This window comes from Mycobacterium paraense (assembly GCF_002101815.1).
GTDB classification, from domain to species: domain Bacteria; phylum Actinomycetota; class Actinomycetes; order Mycobacteriales; family Mycobacteriaceae; genus Mycobacterium; species Mycobacterium paraense.
Genome location: NZ_LQPM01000051.1, coordinates 1 through 20068 on the forward strand (window position 1 = coordinate 1; position 20068 = coordinate 20068).

Annotated in this window: 21 protein-coding genes; 11 read left to right on the top strand and 10 right to left on the bottom strand. The window is 63.6% G+C overall.

Annotated features, from left to right (window positions below; all coding sequences use genetic code 11):
• On the top strand, positions 1 to 213 hold a 213-nt coding region (locus AWB89_RS26180; RefSeq protein ID WP_142282655.1), incomplete at its 5' end, for a cutinase family protein.
• A gap of 4 nt (positions 214 to 217) precedes the next feature.
• Here the strand turns inward: AWB89_RS26180 and AWB89_RS26185 are convergent.
• The 3 genes from AWB89_RS26185 to AWB89_RS26195 are packed head-to-tail and all read right to left on the bottom strand — an operon-like array spanning position 218 to position 2603.
• Complete coding sequence (locus AWB89_RS26185) at positions 218 to 994, bottom strand: Rv3717 family N-acetylmuramoyl-L-alanine amidase (protein WP_085177640.1); 777 nt, start codon at positions 992 to 994, stop codon at positions 218 to 220.
• Positions 991 to 1329 (bottom strand): hypothetical protein, encoded by a 339-nt coding sequence (locus AWB89_RS26190; protein WP_085177642.1) that lies wholly within the window; start codon positions 1327 to 1329, stop codon positions 991 to 993. The genes AWB89_RS26185 and AWB89_RS26190 overlap by 4 nt, the downstream gene beginning before the upstream one ends.
• A gap of 29 nt (positions 1330 to 1358) precedes the next feature.
• Positions 1359 to 2603, bottom strand: coding sequence for a condensation domain-containing protein (locus AWB89_RS26195; RefSeq protein WP_085177644.1), 1245 nt, complete (start codon positions 2601 to 2603; stop codon positions 1359 to 1361).
• Between the two features lie 177 nt (positions 2604 to 2780).
• Between AWB89_RS26195 and AWB89_RS26200 the strand changes: the two genes are divergently transcribed.
• Entirely contained in the window at positions 2781 to 3146 is a 366-nt protein-coding gene (locus tag AWB89_RS26200; RefSeq protein ID WP_142282656.1) for a DUF6636 domain-containing protein, read from the top strand.
• A 41-nt stretch (positions 3147 to 3187) separates the two neighbouring features.
• Complete coding sequence (locus AWB89_RS28385; RefSeq protein ID WP_085177648.1) at positions 3188 to 3550, top strand: ClpX C4-type zinc finger protein; 363 nt, start codon at positions 3188 to 3190, stop codon at positions 3548 to 3550.
• 3 nt (positions 3551 to 3553) lie between these two features.
• On the opposite strand, the gene AWB89_RS26210 is transcribed toward AWB89_RS28385, so the two are convergent.
• Complete coding sequence (locus AWB89_RS26210) at positions 3554 to 4210, bottom strand: enoyl-CoA hydratase/isomerase family protein (RefSeq protein WP_085177650.1); 657 nt, start codon at positions 4208 to 4210, stop codon at positions 3554 to 3556.
• The gene (locus AWB89_RS26215) at positions 4207 to 4839 is read right to left on the bottom strand and encodes a TetR/AcrR family transcriptional regulator (protein ID WP_085177652.1); all 633 of its coding nucleotides are present in this window, start codon (positions 4837 to 4839) and stop codon (positions 4207 to 4209) included. Before AWB89_RS26215 ends, AWB89_RS26210 begins: the two co-directional genes overlap by 4 nt.
• 65 nt (positions 4840 to 4904) lie before the next feature.
• Between AWB89_RS26215 and AWB89_RS26220 the strand changes: the two genes are divergently transcribed.
• Positions 4905 to 6050 carry an acyl-CoA dehydrogenase family protein gene (locus tag AWB89_RS26220; RefSeq protein WP_085101828.1) on the top strand — a complete coding sequence of 382 codons (1146 nt, stop codon included), beginning with the start codon at positions 4905 to 4907 and terminating at the stop codon, positions 6048 to 6050.
• On the opposite strand, the gene AWB89_RS26225 is transcribed toward AWB89_RS26220, so the two are convergent.
• Positions 6047 to 6604, bottom strand: a complete 558-nt coding sequence (locus tag AWB89_RS26225) for a TetR/AcrR family transcriptional regulator (protein ID WP_085177654.1) — start codon at positions 6602 to 6604, stop codon at positions 6047 to 6049. The genes AWB89_RS26220 and AWB89_RS26225 overlap by 4 nt on opposite strands.
• Positions 6605 to 6619: 15 nt before the next feature.
• The gene (locus tag AWB89_RS26230) at positions 6620 to 7414 is read right to left on the bottom strand and encodes a DUF3060 domain-containing protein (protein WP_158089853.1); all 795 of its coding nucleotides are present in this window, start codon (positions 7412 to 7414) and stop codon (positions 6620 to 6622) included.
• Positions 7415 to 7559: 145 nt separating this feature from the next.
• On the opposite strand from AWB89_RS26230, the gene AWB89_RS26235 reads away from it, so the two are divergent.
• The 3 genes from AWB89_RS26235 to AWB89_RS26245 are packed head-to-tail and all read left to right on the top strand — an operon-like array spanning position 7560 to position 9747.
• Positions 7560 to 8258, top strand: a complete 699-nt coding sequence (locus tag AWB89_RS26235; RefSeq protein ID WP_085177658.1) for a crotonase/enoyl-CoA hydratase family protein — start codon at positions 7560 to 7562, stop codon at positions 8256 to 8258.
• Positions 8259 to 8264: 6 nt separating this feature from the next.
• The gene (locus AWB89_RS26240; protein ID WP_085177661.1) at positions 8265 to 8858 is read left to right on the top strand and encodes a TetR/AcrR family transcriptional regulator; all 594 of its coding nucleotides are present in this window, start codon (positions 8265 to 8267) and stop codon (positions 8856 to 8858) included.
• A 43-nt stretch (positions 8859 to 8901) separates the two neighbouring features.
• A complete protein-coding gene (locus AWB89_RS26245; protein WP_085177663.1) occupies positions 8902 to 9747 on the top strand; it encodes an SDR family NAD(P)-dependent oxidoreductase in 846 nt (281 codons plus the stop codon).
• Here the strand turns inward: AWB89_RS26245 and AWB89_RS26250 are convergent.
• Entirely contained in the window at positions 9744 to 10664 is a 921-nt protein-coding gene (locus AWB89_RS26250) for an SMP-30/gluconolactonase/LRE family protein (RefSeq protein WP_158089854.1), read from the bottom strand. The two genes, AWB89_RS26245 and AWB89_RS26250, sit on opposite strands and share 4 nt — an antisense overlap.
• A 118-nt stretch (positions 10665 to 10782) precedes the next feature.
• Between AWB89_RS26250 and AWB89_RS26255 the strand changes: the two genes are divergently transcribed.
• Complete coding sequence (locus AWB89_RS26255) at positions 10783 to 11274, top strand: metal-dependent hydrolase (protein WP_085177667.1); 492 nt, start codon at positions 10783 to 10785, stop codon at positions 11272 to 11274.
• A 1262-nt stretch (positions 11275 to 12536) separates the two neighbouring features.
• Here the strand turns inward: AWB89_RS26255 and AWB89_RS26265 are convergent.
• Together AWB89_RS26265 and AWB89_RS26270 are read right to left on the bottom strand one after the other, a co-directional pair.
• Positions 12537 to 13538, bottom strand: coding sequence for a DUF262 domain-containing protein (locus AWB89_RS26265; RefSeq protein ID WP_085177671.1), 1002 nt, complete (start codon positions 13536 to 13538; stop codon positions 12537 to 12539).
• A 365-nt stretch (positions 13539 to 13903) separates the two neighbouring features.
• Positions 13904 to 14752 carry a hypothetical protein gene (locus tag AWB89_RS26270; RefSeq protein WP_085177673.1) on the bottom strand — a complete coding sequence of 283 codons (849 nt, stop codon included), beginning with the start codon at positions 14750 to 14752 and terminating at the stop codon, positions 13904 to 13906.
• A gap of 727 nt (positions 14753 to 15479) precedes the next feature.
• On the opposite strand from AWB89_RS26270, the gene AWB89_RS26275 reads away from it, so the two are divergent.
• The 3 genes from AWB89_RS26275 to AWB89_RS26285 are packed head-to-tail and all read left to right on the top strand — an operon-like array spanning position 15480 to position 20055.
• The gene (locus AWB89_RS26275) at positions 15480 to 16619 is read left to right on the top strand and encodes a DNA cytosine methyltransferase (RefSeq protein WP_085177823.1); all 1140 of its coding nucleotides are present in this window, start codon (positions 15480 to 15482) and stop codon (positions 16617 to 16619) included.
• Positions 16616 to 18502, top strand: a complete 1887-nt coding sequence (locus AWB89_RS26280; protein WP_085177675.1) for an ATP-binding protein — start codon at positions 16616 to 16618, stop codon at positions 18500 to 18502. Before AWB89_RS26275 ends, AWB89_RS26280 begins: the two co-directional genes overlap by 4 nt.
• A 2-nt stretch (positions 18503 to 18504) precedes the next feature.
• Positions 18505 to 20055 (top strand): hypothetical protein, encoded by a 1551-nt coding sequence (locus tag AWB89_RS26285; protein WP_169716621.1) that lies wholly within the window; start codon positions 18505 to 18507, stop codon positions 20053 to 20055.
• The last annotated feature ends 13 nt before the right edge of the window (positions 20056 to 20068 follow it).

Here is a 20068-nt window from a genome sequence, read left to right on the forward strand (position 1 = left end):
CCGGTCGCCATCGGGCCGCTGTACCAGCCCAAGACCATCAAGGTCTGCGCCCCCGAGGACCCGGTGTGCTCCGACGGCATGAACTTCGCCGCGCACAACACCTACGCATCCGACGCGCAGATGATCGACAAGGGCGCCGCCTTCGCCGCCAGCCACCTCGGCGGCAACAGCGCCACCCCGGCCGGGGACCCAGGTGGAGGCTTCGGCAGCTGAGCCGCTAGCCCGCCGGGGCCTTGGCGTTGAGGAACGCGACGATCCCCTGCGTCACGGCCCCGGCGTACCTCGCCCGGCCGTCGGCGCTTTCCATCCGGGCGGCCTCGTCGGCGTTCTTCATGTTGCCCAGCTCGACGAGGACGGCCGGGTACTCGGCCAGGTTGAGCCCGGCGAGGTCGTCGCGGCCGTACAAACCGTCCGACCCGACGTAGGTGCTCGGGTGAAAGCCCGCCTGCACCAAGGCGTCTCGCATCGCGCGTGCCAACTGCACCGACGGCCCGGACTGGGATGCGTTCAACGGCGGGGCGGAGTAGTTCACGTGGAACCCCGAGCCGGACGGCGGCCCGCCGTCGGCGTGGATGCTCACGATCGCGTCGGGGTGCATCGCGTTGGCCGCCGCCGCGCGCTGGTCCACGCAGGGTCCGACTGAGTTGTCATCAGCGCGCGACAGCTGGGTGTGGACGCCCATCGAGTTGAGCTGACCGCTGATCAGCCCCACCACCGCCCAGGTGAAGGCATGCTCCGGGTAGCCGTCGTCGGCCGCGGCGCCCGACGTCTGGCACTCCTTGGTGCCGCCCCGGCCGTTGGGCACCTGCCGGCCGATCGAGGCGTCGTTGACGGCATTGTGGCCCGCGTCGAGAAACACGCCCATCCCCGCGATGCCGGCGCCCGCGCGTGGCGCGTCGGTCAGCGCGCTGATGCCGAGCAGGGCCGGCGCGACGGCGGCGCATCGGAAGACGTCGCGCCGCGAGACGGGTCGCAGCCAGCCGGGGTCACTCACTCGCGCAAGGGTAACAATCGCCGCGCCCGACCCCGCCCCGGATAGAGATAGTGCATCAGTTGGGCGCCCTCGACGCCGTAGATGCCGCGGTCGTCGCCGCGCAGCACCCAGCGGTGCTGCTGATCTGCGCGGAAGCGGAACGCGGCCCGATCGGCCGCCCGAAGTTCGGCGCGCCTGCGGCCCGCCCGCACGATCGCCCGCGCCAGGAAGAACAGGCCGACAACGGCCGCCGCCCCGGCGATCAACCAGATGAGCTTGACGATGATCCAAATGATCAGCGCCAGCCCCAACAATGCACCGAGCCCGCCACCGGAGCTCGCCCTCGAACCACTCATGGGCACACGGTAAGAGGACCCACCGACAACTACGCCTCGTCGACCGCGGCCGCCAGGGCCTCGCCGACGCTCTTCAAAAACGTCGTCGGCACGCTGTAGCCACAGGTCACCATCCGCAGCCTGCCCTCGTAGGTCGTTATCCCGGTGACGTACTCGCCCTCGGTCTGGCTTTGCACCACCGGCCCCCACACCGCCGTGGGACGGACCGGGCCGGTGTCGTCGAGGTCCTGCACGCCGAGGTTGCTGATGAGCATGTCGAACGGGCACACGCGGCTGAAAAGCTCCTCGGCGTGGCCGACCTCGGCGTCCACCGCCATCGCCTGCTGGATGGCGAGCGAGGCGGTGAGAATCCCGCGCCGCGACCGGGCCGTTTCGAGGTGCGCGGTCGTCGCCCGGGCCTGCTCCCAGAACGGCGCGCCGTCCCACGGCGCCAGGCCCGTCCACGTCGCCTGAATGAAGAGGCCGCAGTCCCCCTCGACGCCGACCAGCGCGCGGAAGTTGATCGGGTTGAGCACCCGCACGAAGTCCTCGCCGCGCTCGGTGGCGCGCACCCGGCACATCGCCACCACCATCGCCGCGTGCACCGTCGTGCGTTCGGCGCGGCAGCGCTCGACCAATCTCGCGGTATCCGCCTCCGTCATGGTCATCGGGTGTACGTTGGTCAGGGCGCCGTCGAAGGGGCGGATGCTGGTCGGCGTTCGCATCCGCGGATCGTCGGGCAGCTCGGACGGGTCGAATGCAGCGACGTCCCCGAGCGTCCGATCGATAATGCGCTCCTGCGCTTGCGGCACAGGCAGATTCGCCAACTCCCGGCCGTTGAGCGCGGCGATCACGTCGTTCATGACCCGTACGGAGGAGATGCCGTCGGCGATGGTGTGGTCGAAAGTCAGCAGCAGCGCGCTACTTCCGGGCCCCTGCAGCAGCGACGCCCGGATCAGCGGCGCGCGGGAACGGTCGAACGGCCGGCTCAGCTCCTCCGCCGCGGCGGCCGCCCACTCCTGGCCGCGGCGGATCGTCAACTCGATGGGGGCGACGGTCGCCGCGCGGTAGAAGCCGAGGCGCGTGTCGGGACGGTCCTCGACATGCACCGACAGCAAGGGGTGTCGCCGTTGCACGGCGGAAAGCGCCGCCCGTAATCGGTCCGCGGGCACCGTTTCGCCGAACTCCGCCACCTGCAGGAAGTGAGCCGGATTGCGCTCGCTGTAGCGGTAGAAAAGCCGTTCCATGGCGCCGACGGGACGAACGCTTCTGATCACCAAGTCTCCAAACGTCATTGGGCACTGCGACACCATGCACACGGATCGCACGGACACTCGGTTCACCACGCGGCGCGAAAACACCTGGCACTTAACATAATTGTTTCACGCGAGTGCCTCAGCGCCTATGCTCAGCAAATGATCACGAGGCACAGGTTCACGGCGCTCGCGCTAGTAGCCGCGGCGTATGTCGCAATGCCGGCAACCGCGCGCGCGGACAGCCAGAACTTTCAGTCTCCGTCGGGAAACATTTTCTGCCTGATCGGTAGCGCCGGTGTCGCCTGCGACGTCCGCGATTACACCTACCAACCGCCGCCGCCCCCGGAGTGCGGTAAGCACCTTGCCTGGGGCAGCCGGTTCAGCCTCACGCCCGGCAACCCGGCCGCCATCGAATGCCACGGCGACACGTTGCAGTTGCCCGGCCAGCAGACGCTCAACTACGGGCAAACCATCTCCGCCGGCACGCTGAGCTGTGAGAGCCAGCCGTCGGGCATCAAATGCACCGAAAGCATTAGCGGGCACTACTTCCGGGTCTCGCGGGAGTCATTCGACCTCGGCTGAACCTCTTGTCAGGGTTACCCTGACGTCGTACCGTGGGTCGGATGAGTCCCGCCGTCAAGACCGCGCAGGTGTGGTGTTCGTTCTGCGCCAAGTCCAACACCGAGGTCGACAAGCTGGTCGCCGGCCCGGGCGTGCAGATCTGCAACGAGTGCATCGAGCTGTCCCAGGCCATCATCGACGAGTTCCGCGACAAGCCCGACGAGCTGCGGATGCCGATCTGGGAGTCGTGGAGCGACGAGCAGATGCTCGATCACATCCCCCGGATGGCCGTGGTGGCCCAGCAGGTCGAGGCCGACCTGCGGTCGTGGGTGCGCGAGCTGCGCCGGCGCGGGATCACGTGGGCGAAAATCGGCCACACCCTGGGCATCACGCGCCAGTCCGCGTGGGAGCGGTTCTCCGACTAGGTCTCAGACGCTGGTCAGCGCCTGCACCGCGGTGCGGAACATGGTCTGCTTGATCGCGCCGAGCGTGCCGGGATCCTTACCGCCCAACGGGCGCAACAGGTCGGTGGCCGTGGCGCTCACCTCCCCCTCGCCGGCGGTGGCGTCGACGATGCCGAACTCGGCAGCCTCCGCCCCGCCGAACCGCCGCCCGGTCGTCATCGAGGCCACCGCGGCGCGCGGGGTGAGCTTGGCCTGGATCAGCGCGGCCATGCCGTCGGTGAACGGGATGCGGATGTCGACCTCGGGGAAGCAGAAGTACCCGCGGTCGGCGCGCATCACCCGCACGTCGTGGGCCATGGCCAGCATGGCGCCGGCGCCGAAGGCGTGCCCGGTGACCGCGGCGGCGGTCGGCGCCGGGAAGGTCAGGACGCGCGCCAACAGGGCCTGCACCCGGCCGACGTAGGCCTGGCCCTGCTCGGCGTGGGCGCCCAGCCAGTCCAGGTCCAGCCCGTTCGTGTAGAACTTGGCGCCCCCGGCGGTGACGAGGCCCTGCGCGCCGGCCTTTTCGACCTCGTCGAGTTGCGCGTTGATCGCGTCGAGAAACTCTGGCGAGAAACGGTTTTCGTCGTCGCCGAGGTTGATCACGGCGATCTTGTCGTCCCAGGTCAGTGTCGGTGTCATGGTTTCTTCCCTTCTGCGGTTCTGCGTCGTGGCGGCGGCGCGCCGACGGCCAGGATGGCGCGCACGGCGGCTTGCAGGCGCTGGCGCGCGCCGTGGTCATGGATTCGGTTGCGCTGCAACAGGATGGCGGTCGGCAGGTCGACGATGCAGGTGGTGATGACGTCGACGGCCGCGGCGTCCCGGCGGTCCCACACCGCCCGCGCCAGCCGGATCATCGTCGCCACCAGCAGGCGGTCCAGGTCCTGTAGTTGGGCGGCGAGCTCGGGCGGCGTCTCGGGGCCCAGGAGTTCGTCGCGGCGCACCGTGAGCAGCAGGTGAGAGGAGTGTGGGTGCTGTTCGGCGAACACCGCGGGGGCCTCGGCGGCGGCCACCACCGCGGCGACGGGATCGCCCTCGGGTGCGGCGTCGATCAATTCGGTTTGCGCGGCGAGGAATCGGTGCCCGGCGCGCAGCCAGGCCCGCCCGACCAGGCCCGCGCGGGAACCGAAAGTGTGGTAGACGGCGCCGTTGGACACGCCGATGGCGTCGCTGATTGCGCGGATCGTCACGGCGGCGGGCCCGGATTGCACCGCCAACCGTTCCACGGCATCCAGGATCTGGTCCTGGTCGTAGACGCGAGGGCGGGGCACCTGGCCATAGTAACAGAGCGTTTGCTCTTTTATTACTGTACTTTTTAGTATGTTAAGGTCGCCCGGTGCACGGGGTCACCGACGAATTCGTCGCGAGGCTGGCCGAGCGCGCCGAGGAGGCCGAGCGGCTGCGCCGGCTGCCGGCGGCGACGGTCGACGAGTTCCGGCAGACCGACCTGTTTCGGCTGTTGCTCCCCGCCCGGTTCGGCGGGCTGCAAGCGTCGTTCCCCGAACTGCTGCAACCGATTCGCCGCATGGCGCACGGCTGTGCGTCCAGCGCGTGGACGCTGGGTTTCTATGCGCTGCACAACTGGCTGCTGTCGCTGTTCGACCCGCGCGCCCAGGAGGAGGTGTTCGCGTCCGGGCCGGTGCTGGCGCCGGCTCCCCTGGCCCCCACCGGCCGCGGCATCCCGATCGACGGCGGGGTGCGCCTGACGGGCCGCTGGTCGTGGGCGACCGGCGCGATGGACGCCGACTGGATGATCGTCGGCGCGCTCGTCGAGCGGCCGGACCGCATCGATCCGTCGCTGCTGGTGCTGCCCGCCGCCGAGGTCGAGGTCGTCGACACCTGGCACACCGCCGGCATGCGCGGCACCGGTTCCCACGACGTTGTCGTCACCGAGGTCGTGGTGCCCGAGCATCGCATCGCCGCGGTGGCCGACATCTACGGCGGGACCGCGCCGGGCGCGCGGTTGCACGACGCGCCGACCTACCGGTGGCCGCTGGTTCCCGCGTTGGCCCTGACGGCGTCGATGCCGGTGCTCGGCGCCGCCGAACGGGTGACCGAGCTGTTCGCCGAGCGGCTGGGCGAGCGCGTCCTGGCGTACAGCGGTGTGGCGCAAAAGGATCAGCCCGCGGCCCAGATCCGGCTCGGCGATGCGCGGGTGCGGCTGCGGGCGCTGCGGGCGCTGATCGCCGAGACCGCGGAGGGCATCGAGCGCATCGTCGCTCGTGGCGAGCGGGTGAGCCGCTCGGTGCGGGCCGACGCGCGGCTGGCGGCCGCGCACACCGTGCGCGAAAGCCGGGCGATCATCGCGGATCTGCTCGAGGCGTCCGGGGCCAGCGCGCAGTTCTTGTCGAATCCGTTGCAGCGGGCCAAGCGCGACGTGGACATCGCGGCGGGGCACGTCGTCTTCGACTACGACATGGGCCGGGAGTTGGCCGGCGCGTTGGCCATTGGGGCGAAGATCTCGCCGATCGCGATGGTCTAGGTCGGGTCGGCCAGCATGAGGTCCAGCAGCCGCTCGTGTTGCGCGGCCTTTTGCGCCTCGGCGGCCGAGCCGGCGAGGTGCAGCAGCCCAATACCGGCCGCGAACGTGAGCTCGGCGCGCAGCTTGGCGTCGGCGGGGGCGAAACCGTAGTCGGCGTAGGCGCGGGTGACGGTGCGCAGCACGCGCCGGTCGGCGGCGCGGATGTTGGCGGCGGCGACCGGGTCGGTGCGCGCCCACTCGCGCATCGCGCGTTCGAGCATCCAGTGCTGGGGCCTGACCAACGCAATCATCATGGCCGACAGGCGTTCCCGCGGCGGCAGCGCCTCGAGTTCGGCGAGGGATTGGCGGTCCTCGTCCAGGAACGTATTCCACGATTCGACCAGCTTGGCCCGGTAGCTGTCCATGTCCTCGAAGTGCCAGTAGAAGCTGCCGCGGGTGACGCCGGCCTGCTGGCAGAGGCGGTCAACCTTGAGCGCGCGCACTCCGTCCTCGGCGAGCAGGGCGTATCCGGCCTCGAGCCACGCCTCGACCGATAGACGCGGAGTTCGGGGCATCCTGCAAGATTACTGTCAGCCCTGCTGAATGTTGTTGTCGTAGCCCGAGTCGGTGATCTTCGGCGCGCCCGAGTGGTAGGTGACGTTGTTGCCGTATCCGGAGACGGTGATGGTGTCGACGCTGTCGACGGTGACCTTGTTGTTGTAGCTGGAGATCGCCAGGCTGGCGCAGTGGCCGGTGACGCTGTATTCGATGCCGTAGCTCGACAGTTTCAGGTTGCCGTTGTTGCAGGCGTGGTCGATGACCGTGTTGCTGTAGCCGGTCGACTCCAGGGTGTCGGCGCTGTCGACGGTGACGTTGTTGTAGTAGCCGCCGGCCGTGACGCTGGCGCAGTGGCCGGTGACCACGTACTTGCTGTTGTAGCCGGCCAGGATGAGCTTGCCGTCGTTGCAGGCGACCTGCCTGGTCTCGCCGGTGCCGCTCAGTCGCAGCTCGCCGCCCTGCGGCACGGCCGTCGGACCGGCCGACGTCGTCCTGGAACCACTGCCCCGGGAGATCGACGTGCTCGAACCTGAGCGGGCGAAGACCGTCACGATGCTGATGACGATCGGCACCACCACCGCCAGGAAAACGAGGACGAGGATCCAGGGGTAGGGCTTGTTGCGCCGCGGCGGGGTGCCGAAGCCGTAGGTCGGGCCGCTCGTGTAGGTCGCGCCGCCGGTGGATGTCGCACCGCCCGTGAACGGCTGCGCGTTCTCCGTGTACGTCGCGCCCCCGGTGTACGGCGGTGTGCTTTGCGGGGGCCGCGTGACGTCGGCGAGCTCTTTTTCCAGCTCGCGGATCCGCTTTTCGGGGTCGTCGTCCTTCATTTGCCACATGGTTCCACATCCGCAGCTAGCCGGACAGTCCTCAATTTGCCGCGGTCGGGTGCCTTTCCGGACCGTCGATCGGGTCTTGTTTTTCGTAACGTTGTTTCGTAACGTCGATACAAATCACTGCGGCCGAAGGAGCATCATGAGCGGACCGGTCACCTATCGTCGCGACGAGTCCATTGCGGTGATCACGATGGACGACGGCAAGGTCAATGCGCTGGGCCCGACGATGCTGCAGGCGCTCAACGAGGCGCTCGACAGCGCCGATCGCGACGACGTCGGTGCGGTGGTGATCGCCGGCAATCACCGGGTGTTCAGCGGCGGGTTCGACCTGAAGGTCTTGGCCGGCGGCGAGGTGCAGCCGGCGATCGACTTGCTCAGGGCGGGATTCGAGCTGTCGTATCGGGTGCTGTCGTATCCGAAGCCGGTGGTGATGGCCTGCACCGGGCCGGCCATCGCGATGGGATCGTTCCTGCTGTGCAGCGGCGATCACCGAATCGCCGCGCCGGGCTACAGCATTCAGGCCAACGAGGTCGCCATCGGGATGGTACTGCCGTACGCCGCCCTGGCGGTCATGAAGCTGCGCCTCACGCCGTCGGCCTACCAGCAGGCGGCGGGGCTGTCCAAGGTGTTCTTCGGCGAGACCGCCCTGGCCGCGGGATTCATCGACGAGATCGACCTGCCGGAGCGGGTGCTCGGTCGCGCCCAGGAGGCCGCCCTGGAATTCACCAAGCTCGACCAGGCCTCGCATGCGGCCAGCAAGCTGCGCGCCCGCGCCGGCGCGCTCAAGGAGCTGCGCGCCGGAATCGACGGAATGGCAGCCGAATTCGGGGCCCAGTAGCAGCGGATGCCCAGGCCGAAGCAGCGCACCCCAGAGCTTCGCGACCAATTGCTCAAGGTCGCGGTCGCGACGTTGAACGAGGACGGCCTGTCGGGGTTGACCACCCGGCGGGTGGCCGAGCGGGCCGGAACCTCGGTGCCCGCGGTGTACGAGCTGTTCCAGGACAAGCGCGGGCTGCTGCGCGCGGTGTTCTTCGAGGGATTCGCCATGCTGGGCCACCGGCTGCTCGCTGTGCCCGAGACCGACGACGCGCTCGCCGATGTGCAGCGGCTCATTCCGGTGTTTCGTCGGTTCTGTCTCGACTACCCCGCGCTGGCCCGGGTGATGTTCTCGCGACCGTTCCAGCATTTCGACCCCGGCCCCGAGGAACTCGCGGCGTCGCCTTCGGTGCGGGAGATCTTCGTCGGTCGAATCACGCGGTGCACCGATGCCGGGCTGCTCACCGGCGACCCGGTCGACATCGCGCACGTATTGCTCGCGTTGGCACAGGGTTTGGCGGTGCAGGAGGGTGGCCGCTGGCTGGGCAAGTCGAAGGCGTCGGTGAACCGGCGCTGGGACGTCGGGGTGGCCGGGATTCTGCGGGGCTTCGCGCCCCTCTGAGTCGTCATTGACAGCTTGTGTGGGCTGTCTCGATACTCCGGACGTGATCGATTTAGGACTGTCCGGTAAGCGTGCCGTGGTCTCGGGCGCGGGCTATATCCCCGAGCGCGCGGGCCATGGCTGGTTCACGTCGCTGGCCCTCGCCGAGGCGGGGGCTTCGGTGGCCTGTATCGACATCGACGAGCAGCGCGCGGAACGCATTGCCGGCGAGATCGTCGGCCGGGGAGGCAATGCCGTCCCGATCGTCGCCGACATGACCGACGCCGTGCAGGTCGGTCGGGCGGTCGACGACGCCGTTGCGGCGCTGGGCGGGGTCGATGTCTGCGTCGACATCATCGGCGGCGCCACCTGGTCGAAGGTCGAGGACTTCAGCACCCAAGCGTGGGACGCGACGATCCACTACAACCTGACCCAGGTGTTCTACCTCTTCCAAGCCGTCACGAGGTACATGATCGCTCAGCGCACCGGCGGATCGCTGGTGGCGATCGCCTCGGTCGACGGCATCGCCGCGGCGACCTACCACGCCGCCTACGGCGCCGCCAAGGCCGGCGTGATTTCGCTCGTCAAGACGTGCGCGGACGAGTTGGGGCGGTACGGCATTCGCGCCAACGCGGTCGCCCCGGGCAATGTGGGATCCGGCAACGAGGACCAGCCGCCGGGTGAGTATGCCGTGAACGGAATCAATCCGCTGGCGGCGCCCCGCGCGCATGACATCGCCAACGCCGCGTTGTTCTTATCGTCGGAGCTGGCCGCCCGCATCACCGGTCAGACGCTCGTCGTCGACGGCGGTGCCACCAGCCGGCAGATGTGGGGGCTGACGGAGTCGATGATCCCGTCTGAGCCTGAGGCCGCGTTGGGCGACTTCATGCGGCCCGGGCCGTCGGGCTAGCGCTGGTGGATGAGCGGCAGTCCCGGCACCGAGCTTCTGCCCTTGAGGACGTAGGGGGTGGCGATCGACCCGATGTAGATGTCGCGCATGTCTTCGCCGCCCCACGCGATGCTGGTCGGTGCTCTCAACAGCTTGCCGTCGGGGTCGTCGATTACCGTTGTTGCTTGTCCGTCCGGGGTGATTGCCACGATCCTGTTGGCGAGGACCAGTGTGACCCAGAGATTTCCCTCGGCGTCGAACGCGCATCCGTCGGCCATCCCCCAGCGGCGGCTTGTTTCTGGGTCGGCCAGGAAGCGGCCGCACTCGGGGCCGAACTCGTCGGGGCGCCGGTCCCCCAGCGGCGGGCCGAATCGCTCTGGCGGCCCGAGTGTTTCGCCCTCGATCGGAAACCGCACCACGTCGGCGGCCACCGTGCGGACCACGTACAGGTAGTCCTCGTTGCGGTCCAACGCCATGCAGTTCGGGAAGCTCACTCCATCGGCGACCAGGCGTGCCGATTGGCGATCCGGCGTGACGCGGAAGATGAACCCGTCGGCGCTGCCCCGCGCGATGGTATCCATCAGGGCGTCTGCCATGGTGCTTACCGAGCACCACAGCGCCCCAACGGAATCCACCAGGACAAAATTCAACCAGCGCAGCGGGCGTCCCTCGAGCTCTCCGCTCAATATCGCGGTGATCGCGCCGGTCTGCGGGTCTAGATCCTGCAGCACGCCCGAGCCGAAATTAGCGATCAGAAAGTGGCCGTTGCGGTCGATCGCGATCCCGTTCGGCTCGCCGCCCGCCTTGCCTATACGCCGAACGGTGTTCTCATCGGTGAGTTCTGCAACAGCCGAGGCCTTGTCAGAAGCGAACACCCGACCATCGCTGGCCACCACAACGTGTTCGGGGCGTTCCACGCCGCGCCCGACGCGGTGCAAATCGGTGACCCTGATGGTGGTTTCGCTTGTCCCGCTCATCGGCACCTCTTATGAACTTTCTCGAAGCCCGGGCCAGAGTAGCTTCTGAACACCGTCATGACAGGCAGGAGGTACAGAGATGCTTGTGCGAGAGGTGGCGCTCGACTCCAGCGACGCGAAAATCAGATGGGCAGATGATCAACCGGGGTTCTGCCACCTCCTGAACGCAACGTCGAGTTTCATGCATCATCTGGAAACGTTCCTGAACAAAGCTGTCCGGCAGTCGCGGAAGGGCCTCGACGCGGCCGCGCACCCAGAATTGGACACCGACGTCTCGATATTCTGCGCGCAGGAGGGATGGCACGCCAAGCTACACGCTAAGTTCAACACCAAACTTGTCCAGTCCGGGTACCCATGGATCGGTCACCGAGTCCAGGTCTTCGCTGGGCATCATGCGCCACCGTCTGGCACGTTCGGCTATCCGTCGAGTCAGCTCGAAGCCGCGGATATTGTCGATCATGTCCGTCTTGACCGCGCCGAGTTGGAGCAGCGTCGTTGTCGCGGGCACACCGATCTGGCCGTCGGTGGGTTCACGTTGACGATCGCCGACCCGCCCGCGTGCACGGGGTGACTAGATCGCGATCACTATTTCGCCAATTTCATCAACACCACGCATCCTGTCAACGGAAGTACCGCATACAACTGAGGCGCCATGATTGCAGTAGCCGAGTCCAATTAGACTGCCCCTATGGCGCGCATTCGCTCAATCGAACGGGAAACCCAATCGGTCAGAGCTCACCAAAGCGAGGGTCGACTGTTACTACCAGGTCATTGTGGAGCCGGATGGCACAAGACTGCTGCATCTCTCAACGTTCGGCTCGGACCAACGAAAGTCGAATCCAAAGATTAGCCAGTCAATTCAGCTCGATGCGGTGATGGCTCAAAAGCTCGTCGACCTTGAGCGTTCAACATTCTCAAACATCTAGCGACCGGCAGGTGCCTGCCAAGTCGCCGATGCCCGCCCCGCCAATCGGGGCCCAGCGCAACGATGACCAGCTGCGACCGGCACACCACCCATAATCATTGGGCAGGTCGGCAAGCCGACTGAATTTTCGAAGGTGCTTGATTCTTAACGCACCTAATGGGCACCAAAGAAGCGCAGCAGAGCATGTTCAGTCGCTGGAGCTGGAAATGCAATCAGTCGGCCAAGAATTCGGCAGTGCCAGTTTCGGTTTGACGACAGCAAATTACTTTCAGCGGCGTGAACGTCAACTAATTTTGGTAACTGACTTAGCGATTATCCGAGACGAAACCACGTATGTCTCTATCAGGCTTGGGCTCAGCCGGGGAGATAAAAGTAACATACCGGGAGATACATTATTTAAACTCGCTCCGTAATAACGGCGGACAATCGACATATAAGCGATACGGGCTGAGGAATTTGCGTGAGCTATACGGTTTCGGATGGCTTGCATTTCGGCAATTACTTGTGAGTGCGCTTGGCACGCGGCCAGAAAGTGATCATTATTGTCGATAACTTTCTTGGTGGTCTCGTTGATGAATGCGACTTTAGACCACTTAACACGCCTGGCCGCCGGTCTGCCGTGATTTTCGAATAGATAGATTGCACCCACTGTCGATTTTGCAGGGGGAGTCAGCAAGCTCGGCTGACCACCGTCGCCGTAAGTCGCTCCGCACGCGAGCCGGGCGGCGATCCCTGATATGAATTCTTGGAAGTCGTCGAACAACCGCATTAGGATCAGCTCCGCTACTAGCCGTTGCAGCCGTATATCAATACCTGGCAAGCCACTTACAATTTTCTGATGCCGGTCGCAGCGCGCGACGAAGTGAGAGTACGGCGCTCGTACGGTTGGCGCTGGCACAGTCGGCAGCTCAGAAGTAAGACCTTATATAATTGAATCTCACGGTACGCGATCTAATTCGCTGGGTACTAGCCGTGCAGGCTTCGACAAATTCGCGATCCTCATTTGGAACGTCGTCGGACTCTCGCGCATAAGTAAAACGCGCGTCTATATCGACAAGCGCTGCTTCTATGGCTTTTGGGCTAGGAAGGCGAGACATACCATCCAGGATCAAAATGAGGGTATAAAAGAGGGGCGAACGGCTAAAAATCGTGTCCTTGATTAGTCCTGGACGCAGACCGCCAATCGCGCGATAAACTCGCTCGAATCGATCATCGACTTCGCTGCTTTTCGGAAATTCCTCGTCCCATCTTTTATAAGCGGCATCGATTTTTCTTGTGCTATAGTCAGACATTCCCTCAAGCAGATCGATAGCTAACTCTGCAGTGAACTGCACTTCAGCCATTCGTGTGATGCTCGTTGCAGTGAAGATGTTCGACCCACGCCAAATCGGCAAACGTCCCGCAGCCTCCCGGAGACAAAATTGATGGAATTCACCGCTGTATTGGGCCGCGCGCTTTTCTTGCGCATTCAGCGTTTTAGATACAGCATTCAGGCGACCAAAGATCTCTATAACGTCGCTATCGTCGGCACCGATCAGATAGCCTACAGATAACTTGGACATTAAAAAGTCGTGGCGCTGACTTGACGTAAGGTCGTTATAAGTAACTCTCTTGGAATGATCGGCGTGGCGAGCGGTAAATATTCCTTGCTTAAATTCGATCAATGAACGCACGCGCTGTTGACCGTCTACCACTTCTTTGACCGTAAGTTCATTTTCGAGGTCCAGTGTATGCCTGATATATATTGTCGGCACAGGCATACCTTCGAAAATTGAATTGACGAGATAAGATTTGTGCGCATTGGTCCAAACGGTACGACGTTGGTACCAAGGCGAGATGTCTAACTCGTTACGTTCATGCGCATTCAGCAGCTCTTGTACAACCGTGGATTCATAGTCGACACGATCCATATGATCACCCCTTCAATTTGAGGCCCGTGGCGAGATCGAATATATCTATTCATACACTGTGGAGGCATGAGGTGGCATGCCACGCGGGGAAGACGGCGCCCGAATCTAGTCACACACCGCGATCGCCGTGGGCACTACCGCATACGTTTCAAGCACTCTCGCGTCCGCGGAGGCGGCGACCCGCCAGGGGCAGGCCTTTGGCCGGTGTTGTGCGCCAGCACGGGTTAGCGCAAGACCCTTGCCACTGCTGTCCGGGTTGGCCACCGTGCGACCTGAGGGCACCGGCGGGTACCTGGCGGAGCGCGCTGCACTATAGCGGGAGCCGGTCAAACGTCCTGACGTATTACTTTGATTGATCAGAACCGTCAACTTAATGGCCAGACTTTGCGACTTTTTAGTAACTCATTTGGAACGACATATGAAGATAGGTGTTCCCAAACGCCGAAGAATGCGTCAATGCCGTCCTCAAAGCACGCCCTGGTTGCGAGCGCAGAAAAGGCTTCAGCAAGCCATCTTGCAACGGTTAGAGCATAGTAACGACCATATCGTTGAACGAGTTCCGACTGTCCAGTCCGTAGAGAGGCTTCCCGAGCTGACATCATGACATCGTTCGACTCGTTGATAAAAAGTATGAATGACACCGGCGTCATCAACTCATGAACAGCTTCCGCATTTGATTCGATTCGCTTCTGTGATGGCTTGCCGTAGTAGTGAGCTGCGAGTATCGCATCAGCGACCTCGTTCCACCAGGCTTCGATCGGTTCGCCTTGCCCCACGCTGGGGTCTCCGAGTTCTTTGAAATTTGCATACCTGCCGCGTCCGGCATCGGCAAAAGCGTCAAGACAATCTATGATCTTGTCCACAATTGGGCTTGCCGGTCTTTTATAGCGAAGTTCCAGCTGCCGTGTTGCGCAGACCTTATCTGCGGCATCGGTAAGCGCGGCGAGCTTGTGTCCAAACTTTCGAACTACGCCTTGATTCGGCAGAGCGCCACCATCAGAAATAGCTCTATCGGCTATCAGGATCAGCTTGGCGAGTCTTTCCAGGCCTATTGATAGACCGAAGAACGCAGTGTAATAATCGCCAAGCCTGTCGGCATAGTTGGCTCGGCCGAGCGCTGTAGCGCCGGAACCAAGAAGCTGGTTTATAAGTGCGGCCTCGCGCCCGATCGCCCGCCAGCCCGGAACCTCCCAGGGATTGCGCTTTTGGTCCAACTTTCAACTCCCAACTTCATGCCCGCGGCGGGTGGCGGCTATCAATGAGCGGCAAGGCGCTCAAGGTCGCTTTCTTGCATATTTTTTTTCGTGCCGTTTGCTAAACGACCGTTCGTCAGGTGGGCCGCGGCGTCGTGCAAGGGCGGCTTTGGTCATGGATGATGCTCGACCGCCCTGTTTTCATCTCATACCAGGCCGGACCGCCTCCCGGCCAAGTACCCAAACCTCGGGCTGTGGCGAGACCGCGACTTAGACCCATCACCTAGCGCCACGCGCGCGTGTTGGCGAGGAGGAGGCTCTGCACTCGGCTATGGTGTGCTTAGCGACGGCTTGAGCATCGCCTTTGACAGGTTCACATATGGTTCTTGCCTGCTCTCTAGAAGACGGTCCAGCCGGGCCAGCAAGACCAAGCCACCTACCAAGCCCGAGCTCTCCACGTAAAAGACCGCCGTCCCGGCGCGTCAACGGAGGGCTTGTCGGACAGTCCGCATATTTTATCGGACATGAGCAACCAGAACCGGTTACGCGCGGTGCAGAGTTGGGTTAGCGCAGCTCCGCTGACCGGCGTCCGCAACAGGCGCTTCGACGAGCGAGGAGTTCCAGAACGACGGCTTCGAAACGCGTCAGACGTCGTCAGAGTGGAGGGAGTCCCGATTTTCGTATGTCAGACTACGACATCCGTGCTAGTTCGAGTTACCAGCTCCTTGCCTGCAGGGAGAGTCGACTGATGGCCCGGGCTAATCAGCGGTACGCAGTCGTATCTCTCTTCGCCGGCTGTGGCGGCATGGACCTCGGAGCTGAGCGGTCTGGGACAGCCAAAATCATATGGGCGATCGACAATGAGCACTGGGCGGTCGAAACCTACCGCCGCAATATCGGCAATCACATCCTGGAAGCTGACATCACCGGCACGCCGGTGCCAGACGTTCCGTGCGACATTCTCCTGGCAGGACCGCCATGCCAGGACTACTCCACCCTATGGAATCACGACGGGTTGAAGACAGCTCGGGGCAATCTGTTTCGAGAAGTCGCAAGGTTTCTCGATGCGCTGCGTCCTGCCGGTTTCATCCTGGAGAACGTGCCAGGATTGTTGTCCGCTAATCGCGGCGCAGCTTGGACGCTGGTGCGCCACGCCTTGCGTTCGCCTAGCAGCTTCGCGCCCAGCGACAGACCAGTAAAGTCTCCGCCAGTTCGATACGACATCAGCGCCCAGGTTGTCGATCTGGCCGACCTTGGAGTGCCTCAACATCGCGATCGACTGATTGTGGTGGGTGTACGCCGAGATTTAGGAGTGCGGCCACCGACGATCGAAACGCCATTTGCCGGTTCACCAGTGACGGTTCGGGATGTGCTGGATGCCGAACCGATTCTGGCAGGAGCTCCCAATCACGAGCTGGGACTGGACTCCGACGTCGTGGTCGAGCGGCTCAAGCTCATACCACCCGGGGGCAACTTCGAGAACATTCCCCCCGACCACCGTCTCTCTGTCAAAGGGTTGATCAGCCACGTTTACCGGCGATTGGATCCCGATAAACCCGCCTACACGATCATTGCCGGCGGAGGTGGCGGCACCCACGGGTATCACCATGTCGAACCGCGACGCCTGACCAACCGGGAGAAGGCGCGGCTTCAGGGCTTCCCGGACGACTTCATTTTCGTTTACGGCGACAGCTCCAGGGATATCAAGTCTGCGTACACCCGTGTTCGTCGACAGATAGGCAATGCCGTGCCCCCGCCAGCCGCGACCGCTGTTGCCAGAGCACTTACCGACGTCCTCACTGAAGCGGGCGTCAAGCGCCGATCCAGTCGAGAGCTGTCAGCAGTAATGCGCCCGCTGACACCTCCCAAAAAGGCGTCGGGACTGTGACAAATGTCGAGGCCGTAGCCCCGGCCGAGCTCCCCGCGGTTGCCGCATTGCGGGCACTATCTGTGTTCACTGCCGACCAGGCGGGCGCCTATCGCGAGCACTTTTCGCATGTAGCAGAAGCGCTGGGAAGCGACGTACAGACGAAGCTCGGCCAATTTCTAGTGGCTTGGGCGCGCAGGGGAACGCCAGGGTTGGTTATCCTTACCGGCAATGCTGGTACGGGTAAAACGGCAGCTGCCGAAGCGTACTGCAAAGCGCTAGATGTCGGCCTGCCCGACGAAGACGCGATGGTGACCGTCAGTCCAGGCCGGCTGGTGGCCAAAGACCTGTCAGGTCTCCCGAACCCTCCCGCCCGCGCGGAGGCAATGAGAATTGCCTTGCGCTCCTCGTCCGACGGCCAGATCCTTGTTTGCGCAAACGAGGGCGTTCTGCGGGATGCATTCAACGACTTGGAGTCGGCAGAGGGCACCGCAGCACTCGAGGAAGCCTTGAGACGTGGGGCCCACGCCAACGCCGACGCCACCCTGACGATTATCAACGTCAATCGCCAAAGGCCCACAGGGGCCGCCCTTTGGCACCAGCTGCTCGACTACGTTTCGCGGGAGGACATCTGGTTGGGCTGTGCCGATTGCCCGTTCGATGTCGGGGGATGCCCAATGCGCAGCAACGCGCAACAGCTACGGCGCGACGAGGTCCGAGAACAGCTGCGGACCTTGTTACGACTGGCCTGTGGGGAAGCGGTCCCCACGCTCAGAGAGGTCCTGGCAATCCTTTCGTGGGCAATCGTTGGAAATGCTAGCTGCAGCCTGGTTAAAGAACGTAATCGAGATCTAGGGAAAGAGGCGTTCACCGCCGCTGACGGTTATTTCTCACGTGTGTTGGGCGGCGGCATGACAGCCACCGGAGCCGAAAGATCGCCCCTATTAACTGCTATGCGCCACTCGGGCCTAGGCGAAATCAGCGACTTACAAGTCGACGGATGGCTCCGCGATGCGAACGGCGCTCCGGAGAACGTGAAGGTGCTAGCTGGTTACACCGACGGTGCCGCGGAGCCGCCGAAGAATAAGAGACGAACGCGGCTGACCGGCAGTAAATCGCCACTCGACCGCGTGAAGACTACACAACATGAGATGACCTTCTTCGAGCTCGGTGAGATGGTCAGCACCGACGAAGATGCGACCCGCGTGGAGGACGGGCTTCGGGCTCTCGTACAGGGCGACGAACTCACAAACGTTTCGGCACAGTCGCTTTGGCGTCAGCGTGTCTTCTTCGAAGCGTCTGCTGACCTCGGCGGTTACCCACGCGCCTGTCGCCGTCTGCTCAACTACGGCCACGTGCACGAACTATTTGACCTGGCAGCGAAGGCTGCCACGAGATCAGACACGATCCTCGAGCTGACCGAGCTGGTCCGAGGTTTGAATTTCCTTGTCACCGGGTTCGCCAGCCCAGACGAGGGCCTCATTATTCCTGATCCGGCTTGTCTGTTTGCGCGCGATCCAGGATCTTTTCGTCCTGCCAGTCCATCGCTGGTGCACGGTCTGGTGCCGATCGAACTGCTTTCGATCACCGTGCCTGACGAAGGCTTCGTTACGGAAGTGCTCGACATTGACCACGTTGAGGTTGATCTGCGGGTCGACGACAACCATCGGCTGGGTCTACGCATCAGACCCCGGATGTACGAGGCCATCCGAGAAGCCGCAGACTACCGAGGACCAGTGGGGCAGGGTGTTGCGGAGATGAATGACCTTCGCGGATTCTACGGTCGCCTGGCCCACGCTTTCGAACCAGCCTCAGAGATGCGTGTCGCGGATCCAAAGTCAACTCCGCCGGGATTGATCAAAATTACCCTTCCGCGTTTTGCTCATGCAGCGGAAGGAAGTTAGTTGTGGTACAAGCAAATACGCAGCAGCTGACTCCCGGGGCCATCGCAAGCGAGCTCTTCTGCCTGGACCCCGACCGCGATGAGCGGGCACCGCAGCTCTGCGCAGAAGCCCTACTCACACTCGTCGCCAACGAATATCGGCCGTGCCCGGCGGACGAACTGAAAAGCCCTAAGCGGCAGCGGTTCGCGATTCGCAGCTTGGCTCTGGGCACAAATTTCTTGGGTGGACGCAACGACGGGCACGCGGGCGACGACGAAACTTCACCTGCCGAGTACGGTGCACGCCTGGCCAAGGGCGATGAGATTCGCGGATCATCCCATCTTCGATTGGCGCAGCAGATGCTCCAGGGACTAGTTGACCCAGACACGCAACGCGGACAACCGGGAGCGTGGCTTTTGAGGCCATTCCATGAGTCACTGCTTTGGTACGACGCGCGAAAGGAAAGTCCCAATCGCAGCGAATACACAGTCCGAAAGGTGTACATGCGTGGGAGCGGTATCACACTTGCGCGGCTGCTGGTTGACCCCGTCGACCCGGTGGCGGCCCAACTCGGCCAGGCCGCTGTGACCGCGATAAGGGACGCGCTGACATCTCTAAGCCCTCTGGCTGAGATCAGCGCAAAATTGGAGGATGTGCTTCCGCGCAGACAGCCGTACACGTCCACCCCGACACTTCAAGACGACGAACGCGACGCGTGGACGCGAGGCGCCGATCCGCGACTGCAAGAGCTAGCTGAGCGCCTCTGTCGACACGCTGAAGGCATAATGCTGCAGGCCGGCGCCAGTCCACCGTCGCGATTGTGGCAGCTGCGTACCATATTCGCCATCGACCTCGCGCTGCATGTCGTGCGTACGGCATGGGTGACCACACGAACACCCCAGTCGGATCAATTCCTTCTGCTCAGCTTTGGAGATTCGCCCCGGTCGATCGACCCGATTAGGCAGCGTTCTGAAGAGTCTTACCGTCGCGCCCGTATTCGGCTCAGCGAAGCCACCGTCCAGACGCTGGCTCGACGGATGCGAGAGCTGAGCGGCGGAGTGGCGAACTGGGCCGCCCAGTTTCAGACGGGAAGCGCGCTTGGCAATTCAAACGACCCCGACAGTATTGCGAATCAGCTCTCTAGGCTTTCGGACACCGCGACGGACGAGGACTATCTGCGAATCGCACGTGCTGCGGTAGAGGTGGCCAATTACAGTCGGGGCGCCGAGGACGGTTTCCGGGTATTACTCGAGTCGACGGGAGCGCTCGTGGGAACTGGCCAGTATCGGTTCTTGACGGCTGGCCCGGATTTGCTCGCCGGGTTGGTGGGCGCACTCTCGGCGCAAATGCCGATGTCCAGCCGGGAATTCTTTGCAGCCGTCCGGCAGGAATGGGGCCTGATAATAAACCAAGAGTCGGCGGCGGATACGTCGCTGGTATCTCAGCTTGACGGAGCCGGCCTAGAGCGAAACGCTCGAAGAGCCGAAAAGTTAATGAATGATGCGGGACTGGCTTTGGGCTTGTCTGACCGCACCACCATGGTCGGCGAACGTGCCGCGCGGGTGACTTCGTGAGCATCCGCTTGGG

Bases quoted from the DNA above. Each gene is read 5' to 3' on its own strand.
- AWB89_RS26190 (WP_085177642.1), bottom strand. From the start codon at position 1,329: ATGAGTGGTTCGAGGGCGAGCTCCGGTGGCGGGCTCGGTGCATTGTTG.
- AWB89_RS26195 (WP_085177644.1), bottom strand. From the start codon at position 2,603: ATGACGTTTGGAGACTTGGTGATCAGAAGCGTTCGTCCCGTCGGCGCC.
- AWB89_RS26200 (WP_142282656.1), top strand. From the start codon at position 2,781: ATGCCGGCAACCGCGCGCGCGGACAGCCAGAACTTTCAGTCTCCGTCG.
- AWB89_RS28385 (WP_085177648.1), top strand. From the start codon at position 3,188: ATGAGTCCCGCCGTCAAGACCGCGCAGGTGTGGTGTTCGTTCTGCGCC.
- AWB89_RS26210 (WP_085177650.1), bottom strand. From the start codon at position 4,210: ATGACACCGACACTGACCTGGGACGACAAGATCGCCGTGATCAACCTC.
- AWB89_RS26225 (WP_085177654.1), bottom strand. From the start codon at position 6,604: ATGCCCCGAACTCCGCGTCTATCGGTCGAGGCGTGGCTCGAGGCCGGA.
- AWB89_RS26230 (WP_158089853.1), bottom strand. From the start codon at position 7,414: ATGAAGGACGACGACCCCGAAAAGCGGATCCGCGAGCTGGAAAAAGAG.
- AWB89_RS26235 (WP_085177658.1), top strand. From the start codon at position 7,560: ATGAGCGGACCGGTCACCTATCGTCGCGACGAGTCCATTGCGGTGATC.
- AWB89_RS26240 (WP_085177661.1), top strand. From the start codon at position 8,265: ATGCCCAGGCCGAAGCAGCGCACCCCAGAGCTTCGCGACCAATTGCTC.
- AWB89_RS26255 (WP_085177667.1), top strand. From the start codon at position 10,783: ATGCTTGTGCGAGAGGTGGCGCTCGACTCCAGCGACGCGAAAATCAGA.
- AWB89_RS26265 (WP_085177671.1), bottom strand. From the start codon at position 13,538: ATGGATCGTGTCGACTATGAATCCACGGTTGTACAAGAGCTGCTGAAT.
- AWB89_RS26275 (WP_085177823.1), top strand. From the start codon at position 15,480: ATGGCCCGGGCTAATCAGCGGTACGCAGTCGTATCTCTCTTCGCCGGC.